This window comes from Xanthomonas sp. SI (assembly GCF_014236855.1).
Classification (GTDB): Bacteria; Pseudomonadota; Gammaproteobacteria; order Xanthomonadales; family Xanthomonadaceae; genus Xanthomonas_A.
Genome location: NZ_CP051261.1, coordinates 4,041,614 through 4,055,074 on the forward strand (window position 1 = coordinate 4,041,614; position 13,461 = coordinate 4,055,074).

Here is a 13,461-nt window from a genome sequence, read left to right on the forward strand (position 1 = left end):
GCATCCAGCGCCCGCCGTTGTGAGCGCCATCCCGGCCGCGCCGGCACGTCTGGCACACTGCCCGGCCCTGCATCGCTCCGGGTCTTTCCATGTCCATTCGCCTGCCGTTTCTTGCCGCTGCCGGCGCGGCGCTGCTGCTCGCCTGCGCCACGGCCTCCGCAGCGAATGCCGACCTGTTCCGCGCCCGCGACCTGATCGGCGACGGCGTGTTCACCCACGGCATCGAAGGCCCGGCGAGCGGCCCGGACGGCGCGCTGTACGTGGTCAACTTCGGCCACGAGGGCAGCATCGGCCGGATCAGCTTCGCCACCGATGGCAGTGCACAGGCGGCGCTGTTCGTGGACCTGCCCGCGGGCAGCATCGGCAATGGCATCCGCTTCGACCGTGCCGGGCGCATGTACGTGGCCGACTACGCCCAGCACCGCATCCTGCGCATCGCACTGGACAGCAAGCGCATCGAGGTCTACGCCACGCTGCCCGGCGCGTTCCAGCCGAACGACATCGCGATGGCGGCGGACGGCACCCTGTACGCCAGCGACCCGGACTGGAAAGGCAACGGTGGCCAGCTGTGGCGCATCGACCGCGACCGCAGCGCGCACCTGATCGAGACCGGCATGGGCACCACCAACGGCATCGAGGTCAGCCCCGACGGCAAGCGCCTGTACGTCGACGAGAGCGTGCAGCGCAAGATCTGGGTCTACGACCGCGCCGGCGACGGCACGCTGTCCAACAAACGCCTGCTGCTGGCGTTCCCCGATTTCGGCCTGGACGGCATGCGCTGCGACGCCGACGGCAATCTGTACCTGGCCCGCTACGACGCCGGCAAGGTGCTGGTGCTCGATCCAGCCGGCAAGGTCCTGCACACGATCGCCACCAAGGGCGGCAAGCCCACCAACGTGGCCTTCGGCGGCAAGGACGGGCGCGACGTGTACGTGACCCTGCAGGATCGCGGCGCGATCGAGACCTTCCGCAGCGATCGGCCCGGGCGCGAATACGGGCGTTAGTCCATACAATGTCGCTGGGATGCGCATCGCATCGTCGTCTCAGTCCGCGCAATCGCGATCGGGCATCCTGCCTGCACTGACTGGAGAGCCGCGCACATGCAGCCGATCGAACTGAAAGACCCGGCCGGCTTCGCCGACGAATTCCTGCGCCTGACCCTGTTGCAAGGATTCCAGTCGCTCACCAAGCGCGACCTGGAGTTGCTGATCTTCGTGTTGCTGGAACGCGACGGCGCGATCTCGCGCAGCGATTCCAACAACGCGGTGGCGCTGCGCCTGCGGGTGACCCCGGCCAAGGTGAAGGGCCTGCGCCGCGACGGCTATGCGCGCTGGCGCGCGCTGGTGCCCGAAGACGGCGACGCGGCCCTGGAGCGCATCGTGGCGACGGTGCTCACCGAAGACAACCTGCGCGCCGGGGCCAAGCACGTCAGTGAGCGCAGCAAGAAGGAAGGCTTCCTGGCGATCCGCATCGAGCATCCGGACGACCAGCAGCGCTTCGAGCAGGCCATCGTCGACGTGGGCGCGATGCCCGTGTACGAGCGCAACCGCGACGTGGTCGCGGTGCGCTTCGACACCTTGCTGAAGATCGCCGAGCGCTGGGGCTACCTGCAGCCGGAGCCGGAGAAGGTGGCGCGCGAGCTGGAAAAGCTCACCCCGACCGCCGAGGAAGTGGCGGACCTGTTGAAGAAGGACGTGGGCAAGCTACGCTGGGAGGATGTGCGCCGCGCGCTCAACAGTCTCGGTGCCAAGGCCATCGCCAGCACCGCCGAGGGCGGGCTGAAGGGATTGCTGAAACTGGCGTTCCCGTTCATCCCTGGCTGAACCTGCCGCGCCGTCCCATCATTCGCACCATCGGAGTCCGTTGTGTCCATGCACTACAGTTCGTCCCTCGCCGCCTTTCTGCTCGCCGCCGCCATCGTCCCGGCCGCCGCGCAGAACCTCAACGCCACCTCGAGCGTCGTCACCGAACCGTTGCGCGACGTGCCGGCGAGCATCGTGCAGGCGCAGCCGCTGAGCAGCGGCGAGGTGACCCACCAGGTGCGACTCGACGTCCCGCATGGCCAGGCGCCTGTCACCGTGCGCACGGTCCAGCCCGACAACGTCGCCGGCAACTACCGCATCGACTTCGACGCGCTGGACAGCGACCACGACGGCTACATCAGCCGCAGCGAAGCGCAGGCCAATCCGGCACTGGCCGACGAATTCGATTCGATGGACCCGCAACGGCGCGGACGCCTGAGCCGCGAGCAGTTGACCGGCTGGCTCAAGTAGTCAAGCAGGCACTTGTAGCCAACCCATACCGTCGCGGCGGGGCTGCGGGCAGCGCGCCTAACGTAGCCCTTCCAGCAGTGGCTTGTCCTTCTCGCCGCCCCACGGGTCGTCCAGCAGGTATCGGGCGGCGACGTGGCCGTCGGCTGGGACCAGGGTGATCCTGTAGAAGATCTCTTCGCCCTCGCAGACCTCGAAGTACAGCGCATAGTCGCGCGCCTCCAGCGCGAGATCGAGCTTGAACCGCTCGGCCGCGGATGCGACTTCCACGTGCTCGGCATCGGCGACATGGAACGGCGCCACGATGCAGCGCTGGGCGCCGGGATCGGGACTGAAGGCGGCCTCCAGTTTCAGGTGCACGTTCGCGCCGAACGCGTCCTCGGGCAACGGGTCGAACACCACATAGTCGCGATGCAGAATCGCCCCCTGCTCCAGATTGAGCTTGCCCCACCGGCACGCCGCCTCGTCGAAAGCCCGTGCGCGGAACTGGATCTGGCTGTGGGAGATCAATAGATCGACGGTTTGCGCATTGCTTTTCACCAATGAACCTCGTTTCAAATTCGGCCTCCGCGTCCTTCGCTCTGCCAGGCTCCACCGGCGCACGGCGGGCGTACCGCGCTACACCCCCGAAGCGCGCTTCCAGAATCCATGCATCAGCAGCGGCAGCTTGCCGGCCAGGCCCAGCAGCGGGCCGCGCAGCAGGGTCAGGTGCATCTCGTCGTTGGAGAACACCCGGTTGATCGCATCGAAGCCGTAGGCGGCCACGGTGTTGTCGCTGCGGCGGCCGCGCGCCCAGCGCGCCAGCCGGTGCGGCGCCGACCAGTCGACCCGCCGTGCCTGCGCCTGGCGCACCTGCGCGGCCAGCGCGGCGACGTCGCGCAGGCCGAGGTTGACGCCCTGCCCGGCCAGCGGATGCACCACGTGCGCGGCATCGCCCAGCACCAGCAGGCGGCCGCGGTGGTAGTCCTCCACCAGTTGCCGGCGCAGCGGGAAACCGACCCGCGGCGACAGCGCGCGCACTGCGCCCAACCGCGCGCCGAAGGCCTGGGTCAGCTCGGCGCCGAATGCGGCGTCGTCCAGCGCCAGCACCCGCGTCGCCTCGGCCTCGGGCAGCGTCCACACGATCGAACTGCGGCCGTCGGCGAACGGCAGGAACGCCAGCGGGCCGCCGGGCAGGAAGCGCTGCCAAGCGGTGTCCTGGTGCGGCACGTCGGTCTGCACGAAGGCGACCACGCCGCGCTGGCCGTAGTCGTGCGCCGGGGCGTCCAGCCCAGCCAGGCCGCGCAGCGTGGAATCGGCGCCGTCGGCGGCGATGGCCAGGCGCGCGTCGAGCCGGCTGCCGTCGTCCAGGCGCAGGCGCACGCGCTCCTCCGCCATTTCCACCGCCTCGACCCGCGCCGGGCAGTGCAGTTGCACCCCGGCCGCCGGCAGCGCCGCCCATAATTGTTCGACCAGCAACGCATGCTCGACGATCCAGCCCAACTGATCGCGGCCCAGCGCATCGGCATCGAAGTCCAACTCGCCGCCGCCACCGGCATCCCACACGCGCATGCGCCGGTAGGCCTGTGCGCGCCGCGCCAGCACCTGCGGCCACACGCCCAGCGCCTGCAGCAGCGCGGCGTTGTCCGGGGCGAACGCGTACACGCGCAGGTCCGGCTCGGCCGGCGACCAGCGCGGCGGCTCGCGACCCTCGACCAGCGCCACCGCCAGGCCTTCGGCGGCCAGCGCCAACGCGCAGGCGGCGCCGACCACGCCGCCGCCGACCACCACCACGTCCAGCACGCCGCGCCGACTCATGGCGTCATCTCCCGGCACAGCTGCGGCACTTCGCCGCGAAATCCCATCGCGCCGCCGACCAGGAACGACTGCAGCGGCGCGGCCTGCGCCGCCGCCAGCAGGCCCAGGCTGCGCAGCGGGCGTAACAGCGGCGCCGGGTTGGCGGTCAACCGCGCCAAGCCGCCGGAGAAGGTGACAGTGCGCTGCCGGTCCTGCTCGCGGCGCTGCGCGTACTGCTGCAGCAGCGCCGGCGCGCCCGGATCGGCGCGGTCGCGCTCGATCAGCTCGGCCAGGGTCAGCGCGTCGCGCAGGCCCAGGTTGAAGCCCTGCGCACCCAGCGGGTGCAGGGTCTGCGCAGCGTTGCCGAGCAGCACCGCGCGCGCATCGGTCAGGCGCTCGGCCAGCACCTGCACGATCGGATAGGCGCTGCGTTCGCCACTGCCCAGCAGGCGGCCGACGCGCCAGCCCAGCGCCTCCTGCAGGCGCTGCAGCCAGGCGACCTCGTCGAGCGCGGCCACCGCGTCGGCCTGCTCGGCAGCGACCGCGTGGATCGCGCCGTAATGGCGGTCGCCGCGCGGCAGCAGCGCGCTCGGGCCGTCGTCGCGGAACCGCTCGTAGGCGGTGCCGTCGGGCTGGCGGCTGCCGCGCACCCGCGCCACGAACAGGGTCTGGTGGAAATCGTGGCGAGCGGCATCGATGCCCAGCGCGCCGCGCACCGCGCTGGCGCTGCCGTCGGCACCGACCAGCAGCCGCGCCTGCAGCACCTGTTCGGCGCCGTCCTGGGCGATGCGCACGCCGCGCCACGACGCGTCCTCGCCGGCTTCCAGCGCCAGGAACTGCGCCGGCCGGTAGCGGCTGACGTGGGACGCTTCGGCCAATCGAGCTTCCAGCGCCTCGCCGAAATCGCGCGCCACCACCACCTGACCGAACGCCTCGCGCCCATAGTCGGCCGCCTCCAGCCGCACCCGGCCGAAATCACCTTCGCGGCTGACGTGGATGCGCCGGATCGGGCCGGTCGGCGTGCGCAGCCGCTGCATCACCCCGAGCGCGCCCAGCGCGTTGACCGTGGCCGCGGCGAAGCTGAGATTGCGCTGGTCGAACACCGGCGGCAGCGCGCCCGGCGGCGCGGCCTCGACCAGGCCCACGTCCACGCCCAGGCGGTCCAGCGCGATGGCCAGGCTGGCGCCGACCAGGCCGCCGCCGACGATCACTACGTCATGTCGTTTGCTCATCCGGCCATGATACGACCGGCGCCCGAATCGTCGGTGATCGCAACGACATGCCAGCTGCGCCCGCTTTGTCCCGCGCGCCGCCGCGGCCAGGTCGCCGCCGCCCTGGCGCTGCCCGCCGCCGGCCCGCGCCCCAGGCTCGCCGCTTCCAGTAGAATCGGCGATCTCCGTACCGGTGCCCGCCTGCCATGACTCCTTCCAGCCACCGCCTTCCCGCCCTGCTCCTGCTGGCCGCGCTGCTGGCCGCGACCCGCATCAACCATTTCGGCGCGATTCCGGACGCCTCCTGGGCGGTGTTCTTCGTCGGCGGCTTCTATCTGCGCGGCTGGACCCGCTGGGCGTTCCCGGGACTGATGGCGCTGGCGGTGCTGGTCGACTACCTGGTGATCCGTGGTCAGGGCCTGAATTTTTGGCAGCACTACTGCGTGTCGCCGGCGTACTGGTGCCTGATCCCGGCCTACTTCGCGCTGTGGGCCGGCGGCAGCTGGCTGGCAGGGCGCTACCGCGGCGCCGACTGGCGTGCGCTGGGCCTGACCGCAGCCAGCCTGGTGGTGGCGGTGGCGGTGTGCCACCTGATCGCGCAGGGCAGCTTCTATTGGGTCAGCCGCAGCGTGCCCAACCCGACCATCGCCGGCTGGTGGCAGAACTACAGCGACTGGCTGCTGCCGTACCTGGGCAGCGCGGCGCTGTACACAGCGCTGGCCGCGGCGGTCCAGGTCGGGGTCGAGCAGCTGGCGCGGCTGGGCCAGCGCGGCCAGCCCGCCGGCCACTGAGCCGGGGCCCGGTTCCGACGATGGGCAATCGTCTCTCCAAGATCTACACCCGCACCGGCGACGACGGCAGCACCGGCCTGGGCGACGGCAACCGGGTCGGCAAGGATTCGGCGCGGGTAGCCGCCTATGGCACCGTCGACGAGGCCAATTCGGCGATCGGCGTGGTCCTGGCCTGTGCGCTGGCCGACGACGTGCGCACCCTGCTGACCGCGATCCAGCACCAGTTGTTCGACCTGGGCGGCGAGCTGTGCATCCCCGGCCATGCGGCGATCCACGACGCCGACATCGACGCGCTCGAGCAGCACCTGGACCGCTACAACGACACCCTCCCGGCGCTGAAGGATTTCATCCTGCCGGCCGGCGGCGAGGCTGCGGCGCGCTGCCACCTGGCGCGCACCATCGTGCGCCGCGCCGAACGCGAGACGGTGGCGCTGTCGCGCCAGGACGCGGTGCGGCCGGAGGCGGTGCGCTACCTCAACCGCCTGTCCGACCTGCTGTTCGTGCTGGCGCGGGTGCTGGCCCGGGCCGATGGCCAGGGCGAAGTGCTGTGGCGCCACGACCGCCGCCAGGCCTGAGCGGCAGCGGCGACGCGCGGACCGGGCGGCAGGCATGCTGATCTATACCCATCCCGCTTGCCTGGGCCATGAACCCGGCCCGGAGCACCCGGAGCGGCCGGAACGCTTGCTGGCCGTCACCATGGCGCTGCGCGAGGCCTTTCCCGACCTGGCATGGCGCGAGGCGCCGCTGGCCAAGCTCGGCGACCTGGCCCGGGTCCACGAGCGCGAGCTGATCGACAGCGTCCTGGCCGACATCGACGGCAAGCGCATGCTCGACATGGACACGGTGATCTCGCCCGGCTCGCGCGCCGCCGCGCTGCGCGCCGCCGGCGCCGGCCTGGCCGCAGTGGACGCGGTGATGCGCGGCGAGACCGACACCGCCTTCTGCGCGGTGCGCCCGCCCGGCCATCACGCCACCGCCGCCACCGCGATGGGCTTCTGCCTGTTCAACAACGTCGCCGTGGCCGCCGCCCACGCGCGCGACACGCACGGCCTGGAACGGATCGCCATCGTCGACTTCGATGTGCATCACGGCAACGGCACCCAGGCGATCTTCGAGCGCGACCCACGCGTGCAGTACCTGAGCACCCACCAGTCCGGGCTGTTCCCCAACTCGGGCGGGGTCCACGACCGCGGCGTCGGCAACCTGCACAACGCGCTGCTGCCGCCGGGCAGCGGTGGCTTCCGCTTCCGCAACACCTGGGCCGACCAGATGCTGCCGCTGCTGGACGCGTTCAAGCCGCAGCTGCTGCTGATCTCGGCCGGTTTCGATGCGCACATGCGCGACCCGCTGGCCGACCTGATGCTGGAAACCGAGGACTTCGGCTGGCTCACCGCGGAGCTGCGCGCGCTGGCCGAACGGCATGCGCGCGGCCGCGTGGTGTCGCTGCTGGAAGGCGGTTACGACCTGCAGGCGCTGCGCGAATGCAGCGTCGCCCACGTCGACGCACTGCGCTGAGGCCGGCGCGGGCGGATGAACCCCGTCCCCCGAGCGGGGGACGTCTTCATTGCCCCCATGCATGGGATGGGGCAAGCTAGCGGTCGTTTTAGCCCGATACCTGACGCGCGTGCGCCGAGCCCTCCGCCTGCTACCCCTTCCGTTCAGTATCGCTCTCTGCCTGCCGGCGATGGCGGCCGAGAAGCCGCCCAATTGGGGCCTGTGCCCGACCCCGGACGTGCTGCCCAAGTTCGACGACGCGCCCAAGGTCGACCCGAAGATGGCCGCGATCCGCGATCAGCAGCCGACCGACATCGTCGGCGACAAGCTGTCCGGCACCACCACCATTCCCAACTACACCGGCAACGTCGCGCTCAAGCGCGGCGACCAGTTCATGGGCACCGACAGCCTGCGTGTGGATACCGAGACCGGCAATTACATTGCCGAGGGCCACGTGCGCTACCAGGATTCGTCGATTCGCATGATCGCCGACCGCGCCGAAGGCAACCAGGACACCGACACCCACAAGATCAGCAACATCCGCTACCAGCTGATCGAGCGCCGCGGCAACGGCAAGGCCGACTCGGTCGACCTGCAGGGCGCGCTGGGACAGATGCACCGCTCCACCTACACCACCTGCGATCCCTCGCAGCAGGTGTGGGAGCTGCACGCGCCGGAGATCGACGTCGACAACGACGAGGGCTTCGGCACCGCGCGCAACGCGATCCTGAAGATCTACAACGTGCCGATCCTGTACGCGCCGTGGTTCAAGTTCCCGATCGACGACCGTCGCACCAGCGGCTTTCTGTTCCCGGCGATCGGCATGTCCGGGCGCAACGGCTTCGATTACATGCAGCCGTATTACCTCAATCTGGCGCCGAACTACGATGCCACGCTGTATCCGCGCTACATGAGTTCGCGCGGCTTCATGCTCGGCAGCGAGTTCCGCTACCTGTATGAAGGCGGCAAGGGCGAGATCGAGGCAACCTACATGCCCGACGACCAGTTGCGCGACAAGGACCGCGGCAAGTTCGAATACCAGGGCTATCACAATCTCGATAGCACTTGGCAGGCGCGTGCCTCCATCGCCTGGGTCAGCGACGAGCGCTACACGGAAGACTTCTCCAACCGCCTGCTCGGCAACTCGGTGTCCAATATTCAGAGTACGGTCGGCATCTACGGCACCGGCGAGACCTGGACCGCCGGACTGATGGCCGATCGCTGGCAGCTGACCGACTACACCCTGACCGAGGGCGCGCTGCCTTACAACCGCCAGCCGCGCGCCTTCTTCAACTGGGACCAGGCGTTCGGCAAGTGGTTCGAAGCCGGCATCTATAGCGAAGCGGTGCGCTTCGTACACGACGACGTGCATGCCAAGGACGCGGAGTACGAACGGACCGGCGTGACCACCGAAATGCCCGGCGGCACCCGCCTGGACCTCAAGCCCTACATCTCGATGCCGCTGGCCGGCGCGGCGTGGTTCCTGAAGCCGACCGTGGCCTGGCGTTACACCGCCTATCAGTTGGACAAGGATCTGGCCGCCACGCTGGGCGGCGACACCTCGCCCACGCGCAGCCTGCCGATCACCACCGTCGATGCCGGTCTGTATTTCGACCGCGACGCCAAGTTCGGCGACACCAGCTACCTGCAGACCCTGGAACCGCGGCTGTTCTATCTGTACACGCCATACCGCAACCAGGACGACCTGCCGATCTTCGACACGCGCGAATTCACCTTCAGCTGGGGCCAGTTGTTCCGCGATTCGCGCTACACCGGTGCCGATCGCCAGAACGACGCCAACCAGATGACCCTGGCGCTGAGCTCGCGCCTGCTGCGCCAGGACGACGGCAAGGAAAAGCTGTCGGTCAGCCTCGGCCAGATCCTGTACTTCAACGACTCCAGGGTCAGCCTGCCCGGCAGCAACACCACCATCGAGCAGGGCAAGTCGGCATGGATCGCCGACGCCAATTACATGATCAACGACCGCTGGACAATGGGCGCCACCTACCAGTGGGATCCCAAGTACCGGCGCAAGGACCTGGCCAGCTTCCGCACCCGCTATCTGCTGCCGGGCGACGGCATCATCAACGTCAGCTACCGCTTCCGCCGCGACCTGCTGGAGCAGACCGACGTGTCGGTGCTGTACCCGATCAACCCGACCTGGAGCCTGGTCGGGCGCCACTACTATTCGCTGGAAGACAGCAAGCCGCTGGAAATCATCGCCGGCGTGCAGTGGGACAGCTGCTGCCTGGCCGTGCGCGCATTGGCACGGCGCTACGTGCGCAACCGCGAAGGCGATCTGGACACCGCGTTCCAGGTCGAGTTCGTGCTGAAGGGACTCTCCTCGCTTGGCCAGGACACGGACCGCGTTCTGCGCCGTGCTATTCTCGGCTACAACCGCGACGACCTGTACTTGGTCCCGCCCAGCAACACCACGACCGATCCGGACGCTTACGATCCGAACCTGATTCCATGACCAATACCCTCTCTGCTTTCCTCGTCACCTTGCTGGCGATCGCCGGCGTGTCCGCTCCGGCTGCCGCGCAACAAACCCAACCACTGGACCGCATCGCTGCGGTCGTCGACGAGGATGTCGTACTGCAGAGCGAACTGGATCGTGCCGTTCGCAACGTGAAGGCGCAGTATTCCGGCCGCGAGGCGCAGCTGCCGCCGGACAACGTGCTGCAACGCCAGGTGCTCGAGCGCCTGGTGCTGGTCAAGCTGCAGGTCGCGCGCGCCAACAGCACCGGGATCCGCGTCGGCGACGACGAACTGAACCGTGCCATCGGCAGCATCGCTCAGCAGAACGGCACCGACGTCGACGGCCTGCGCAAGAAACTCGCCGCCGACGGCATGGCGTTCGACGACTTCCGCAACTCGGTGCGCGACGAGATCACCGTGCAGCGCCTGCGCCAGAGCTTCGCGCAGAGCCGCATCAACGTCAGCGAGAGCGAAGTGGATGCGGCGCTGGCGCAGCAGGCCACCACCGGCGCCCAGTACCATCTGGCGCACATCCTGGTCGGCCTGCCGGAAGGCGCCACCGCCGACCAGATCAAGACCGGGCAGGGCAAGATCGACGGGGTCAAGACCCTGATCGACAAGGGCGAGATCGATTTCAGCGCGGCCGCGGTGCGCTATTCCGACAGCCCCAACGCGCTGGAAGGCGGCGACCTAGGCTGGCGCAGCCTGGACGAAATCCCGAACGCCTTCGCGCAGCTGATCCGCGACATGAAGCCGGGCCAGGTCGCCGGCCCGCTGCGCGGCCCCAGCGGCTTCCAGCTGCTGAAGCTGGTCGAGATCCGCGATGCCTCGGCCAACCCGGAAAAGAAGACGGTCACCGAGTACCACGCCCGCCACATCCTGATCCGCGTCAACGAGGCGCAGCCGGATGCGGCCGCCAAGGCCAAGATCGAGACCCTGCGTGCGCGCATCGCCGGCGGCGCCGACTTCCAGGCCGTGGCCAAGGAGTCTTCCGACGACGCCAACAGCCGCGGTCAGGGCGGCGACCTGGGCTGGTTCCCGGCCGACGCGTTCGGCCCGGACTTCGGCCACCAGATCGAAGGCCTCACCGACAACCAGATCTCGCAGCCGTTCCGCACCGAGGCCGGCTGGCACATCGTGCAGCGCGTCGCCACGCGCCAGACCGACGTGACCAGCGACACCCAGCGCGCCCAGGTCCGCGAGACCATCGGCCGCCGCAAGCTGGAGGAAGAGTACAACCGCTTCCTGCAGGAAATGCGCGGCGAAGCCTATGTGAACCTGCGCGTCGGCGGTGCCGAGAGCTCCGCCGCGCCCGCTGCCGACGCCACCGCGCCGGCGGCGACCCCGGCACCGGCCGCCACCAAGCCGTAACCGTGCTGCCCTCGCTCGCGCTGGTGCCGGGCGAGCCGGCCGGGATCGGCCCGGAACTGTGCGTGCGGCTGGCCCAACAGCCGCGACGCGACTGCCAACTGCTGGCCTTCGCCGACCCCGACACCTTGCGCGCCGCCGCAGCGGCGCTGTCGCTGCCGCTGCAGCTGCTTCCCGAATCCGCCCCCGCGCTGGTACCTGGCGATCTGCGCCTGCGCGCGGTGGGCAATGCCGTGCCCAGCCGTTTCGGCCATACCGACCCGGCCAATGCCGCCGCGGTGATCGGCGCGCTGACCCAGGCCGCCGACGCCTGCCTGCGCGGCGAACTGGCCGGCCTGGTCACCGGCCCGGTGCACAAGGCGGCGATCAACGACGGCGGCATCGCCTACACCGGCACCACCGAACTGCTCGCCCGCCACGCCGGGCGCGAGGTGGTGATGATGCTGGCCAACGACATCGTGCGCGTGGCCCTGGCCACCACCCACCTGCCGCTGCGCGCGGTCGCCGACGCGCTGACGCCCGCGTTGCTGGAGCGCTGCCTGCGCATCGTCCACGCCGCGCTGCGCAGCGACTTCGGCATCGCCGCGCCGGTCATCGCGGTGCTCGGGCTGAACCCTCATGCCGGCGAGGACGGACATCTGGGCCGTGAGGAAATCGAGGTGATGGCGCCGGTCCTCGCCGCCTTGCGCGCCGAGGGCATGCATCTGGTCGGCCCGCTGCCGGCCGACACCGCGTTCCTGCCGCAGAAACTGGCCGGCTTCGACACGGTACTGGCGATGTACCACGACCAGGGCCTGCCGGTACTCAAGTACAGCGGCTTCGAGCAGGCGGTGAACCTGACCCTGGGCCTGCCCTACCCGCGCGTGGCGGTCGATCACGGCACCGCGCTGGAGCTGGCCGGCCGCGGCATCGCCGACCCGTCCAGCCTGTTCGCCGCGGTCGCGCAATGCGCGCAACTGGCCGCACGCCGCGCGCTTGTGTAGGAGCGGCTTCAGCCGCGACATGACTTACCGGCAACACCCGGTCGCGGCTGAAGCCGCTCCTACAGGGCGCCGCGCGCGCCATCCCGATAAGATGCCCGCATGACTTCCTATTCCGGCTTCAGCGCCCCGGCCAAGAAATCGCTTGGCCAGCACTTCCTCAGCGACCGCGACTACATCGACAGCATCGTGCGCGCGGTCAATCCCAAGCCCGACGAGCTGCTGGTCGAGATCGGCCCCGGCCAGGGCGCGATCACCTTCCCGCTGCTGCGCCGCCACGGCCGCCTGACCGTGATCGAATTCGACCGCGACCTGATCGCGCCGCTGACCGCCGCGGCGGAAGGGGTCGGCGAATTGACCATCCTCAACCGCGACGTGCTGTCGGTGGATTTCGCCGAACTGGCCGGCGGCGGCCGCATCCGCCTGGTCGGCAACCTGCCTTACAACATCTCCTCGCCGATCCTGTTCCATGCGCTGGACCATGCTGCGGCGATCGCCGACATGCACTTCATGCTGCAGAAGGAAGTGGTCGACCGCATGGCCGCAGGGCCGGGCAGCAAGGTCTACGGCCGGCTCAGCGTGATGCTGCAGGCGTACTGCGAGGTGACCTCGTTGTTCGTGGTGCCGCCGGGCGCGTTCCGGCCACCGCCGAAAGTGGATTCGGCGGTAGTGCGGCTGGTGCCGCATGCGCCGCAGGACATCGGCATCGCCGACCGACGGCGCTTCGCCGACGTGGTGCGCGCGGCGTTCGGGCAGCGCCGCAAGACCTTGCGCAATGCGCTGGGCGGAGTCTGCGATGCGGCCCAGTTCGAGGCCGCCGGGGTGCGCCCGGATGCCCGCGCCGAGCAGTTGGAGGTCGCCGACTTCGTGCGCCTGGCCAACGTGGCGCAGGCCTGAGCCACGGGGCCGCGCGTCGCAGCGCGATCCGCATCTCTCCGCTCCACGCGCACGCCAACGCACCCACACGAAGGCCGCAGCAGCGCGGATCGCACTGCGCGGCCGGCCCACGACACGCGGCACGGCGCGCAGCGGCCGCAGCACGCGCTGCTTGCAGCGCGCTCATAGACGACTCGCAGTCCATTCCTGCGCC

At 69.9% G+C, this 13,461-nt stretch carries 13 protein-coding genes; 10 read left to right on the forward strand and 3 right to left on the reverse strand.

The window, feature by feature from the left end; genetic code table 11:
- The first annotated feature begins 89 nt into the window (after positions 1-89).
- From HEP75_RS17115 to HEP75_RS17125, 3 genes are all read left to right on the forward strand, one after another.
- Positions 90-1,004 carry an SMP-30/gluconolactonase/LRE family protein gene (locus HEP75_RS17115; protein WP_185824301.1) on the forward strand — a complete coding sequence of 305 codons (915 nt, stop codon included), beginning with the start codon at positions 90-92 and terminating at the stop codon, positions 1,002-1,004.
- Positions 1,005-1,100: 96 nt separating this feature from the next.
- Positions 1,101-1,823 (forward strand): hypothetical protein, encoded by a 723-nt coding sequence (locus HEP75_RS17120; RefSeq protein WP_185824302.1) that lies wholly within the window; start codon positions 1,101-1,103, stop codon positions 1,821-1,823.
- A 48-nt stretch (positions 1,824-1,871) separates the two neighbouring features.
- A complete protein-coding gene (locus tag HEP75_RS17125; RefSeq protein WP_185824303.1) occupies positions 1,872-2,273 on the forward strand; it encodes an EF-hand domain-containing protein in 402 nt (133 codons plus the stop codon).
- Between the two features lie 57 nt (positions 2,274-2,330).
- Here the strand turns inward: HEP75_RS17125 and comJ are convergent, their stop codons facing one another.
- From comJ to ubiH, 3 genes are all read right to left on the reverse strand, one after another.
- Positions 2,331-2,810 (reverse strand): competence protein ComJ, encoded by a 480-nt coding sequence (gene comJ, locus HEP75_RS17130; RefSeq protein WP_185824304.1) that lies wholly within the window; start codon positions 2,808-2,810, stop codon positions 2,331-2,333.
- 78 nt (positions 2,811-2,888) lie between these two features.
- Positions 2,889-4,067 (reverse strand): UbiH/UbiF family hydroxylase, encoded by a 1,179-nt coding sequence (locus tag HEP75_RS17135; RefSeq protein WP_185824305.1) that lies wholly within the window; start codon positions 4,065-4,067, stop codon positions 2,889-2,891.
- The gene (gene ubiH / locus HEP75_RS17140) at positions 4,064-5,278 is read right to left on the reverse strand and encodes a 2-octaprenyl-6-methoxyphenyl hydroxylase (protein ID WP_185824306.1); all 1,215 of its coding nucleotides are present in this window, start codon (positions 5,276-5,278) and stop codon (positions 4,064-4,066) included. The genes HEP75_RS17135 and ubiH overlap by 4 nt, the downstream gene beginning before the upstream one ends.
- 185 nt (positions 5,279-5,463) lie before the next feature.
- Here ubiH and HEP75_RS17145 point away from each other — a divergent pair, with 185 nt between their 5' ends.
- The 7 genes from HEP75_RS17145 to rsmA all read left to right on the forward strand — a co-directional run bounded on the left by HEP75_RS17145 (position 5,464) and on the right by rsmA (position 13,268).
- A complete protein-coding gene (locus HEP75_RS17145) occupies positions 5,464-6,048 on the forward strand; it encodes a hypothetical protein (RefSeq protein ID WP_185820920.1) in 585 nt (194 codons plus the stop codon).
- Between the two features lie 20 nt (positions 6,049-6,068).
- Positions 6,069-6,623, forward strand: coding sequence for a cob(I)yrinic acid a,c-diamide adenosyltransferase (locus tag HEP75_RS17150; protein WP_179568257.1), 555 nt, complete (start codon positions 6,069-6,071; stop codon positions 6,621-6,623).
- A 34-nt stretch (positions 6,624-6,657) separates the two neighbouring features.
- Positions 6,658-7,563 (forward strand): histone deacetylase family protein, encoded by a 906-nt coding sequence (locus HEP75_RS17155; protein ID WP_185824307.1) that lies wholly within the window; start codon positions 6,658-6,660, stop codon positions 7,561-7,563.
- 61 nt (positions 7,564-7,624) lie between these two features.
- The gene (gene lptD, locus HEP75_RS17160) at positions 7,625-10,018 is read left to right on the forward strand and encodes an LPS-assembly protein LptD (RefSeq protein ID WP_185824308.1); all 2,394 of its coding nucleotides are present in this window, start codon (positions 7,625-7,627) and stop codon (positions 10,016-10,018) included.
- Positions 10,015-11,394 carry a peptidylprolyl isomerase gene (locus HEP75_RS17165; RefSeq protein ID WP_185824309.1) on the forward strand — a complete coding sequence of 460 codons (1,380 nt, stop codon included), beginning with the start codon at positions 10,015-10,017 and terminating at the stop codon, positions 11,392-11,394. Before lptD ends, HEP75_RS17165 begins: the two co-directional genes overlap by 4 nt.
- A gap of 2 nt (positions 11,395-11,396) precedes the next feature.
- The gene (pdxA, locus tag HEP75_RS17170) at positions 11,397-12,374 is read left to right on the forward strand and encodes a 4-hydroxythreonine-4-phosphate dehydrogenase PdxA (protein ID WP_185824310.1); all 978 of its coding nucleotides are present in this window, start codon (positions 11,397-11,399) and stop codon (positions 12,372-12,374) included.
- A 99-nt stretch (positions 12,375-12,473) separates the two neighbouring features.
- Positions 12,474-13,268, forward strand: coding sequence for a 16S rRNA (adenine(1518)-N(6)/adenine(1519)-N(6))-dimethyltransferase RsmA (gene rsmA, locus HEP75_RS17175; protein ID WP_185824311.1), 795 nt, complete (start codon positions 12,474-12,476; stop codon positions 13,266-13,268).
- Positions 13,269-13,461: the final 193 nt, after the last annotated feature.

Coding starts and splice junctions, on each gene's coding strand:
- HEP75_RS17115 (WP_185824301.1), top strand. CDS start 90: ATGTCCATTCGCCTGCCGTTTCTTGCCGCTGCCGGCGCGGCGCTGCTG.
- rsmA (WP_185824311.1), top strand. CDS start 12,474: ATGACTTCCTATTCCGGCTTCAGCGCCCCGGCCAAGAAATCGCTTGGC.
- HEP75_RS17165 (WP_185824309.1), top strand. CDS start 10,015: ATGACCAATACCCTCTCTGCTTTCCTCGTCACCTTGCTGGCGATCGCC.
- HEP75_RS17135 (WP_185824305.1), bottom strand. CDS start 4,067: ATGAGTCGGCGCGGCGTGCTGGACGTGGTGGTGGTCGGCGGCGGCGTG.
- HEP75_RS17150 (WP_179568257.1), top strand. CDS start 6,069: ATGGGCAATCGTCTCTCCAAGATCTACACCCGCACCGGCGACGACGGC.
- HEP75_RS17125 (WP_185824303.1), top strand. CDS start 1,872: ATGCACTACAGTTCGTCCCTCGCCGCCTTTCTGCTCGCCGCCGCCATC.
- HEP75_RS17145 (WP_185820920.1), top strand. CDS start 5,464: ATGACTCCTTCCAGCCACCGCCTTCCCGCCCTGCTCCTGCTGGCCGCG.
- HEP75_RS17120 (WP_185824302.1), top strand. CDS start 1,101: ATGCAGCCGATCGAACTGAAAGACCCGGCCGGCTTCGCCGACGAATTC.
- HEP75_RS17155 (WP_185824307.1), top strand. CDS start 6,658: ATGCTGATCTATACCCATCCCGCTTGCCTGGGCCATGAACCCGGCCCG.
- ubiH (WP_185824306.1), bottom strand. CDS start 5,278: ATGAGCAAACGACATGACGTAGTGATCGTCGGCGGCGGCCTGGTCGGC.
- lptD (WP_185824308.1), top strand. CDS start 7,625: ATGGGATGGGGCAAGCTAGCGGTCGTTTTAGCCCGATACCTGACGCGC.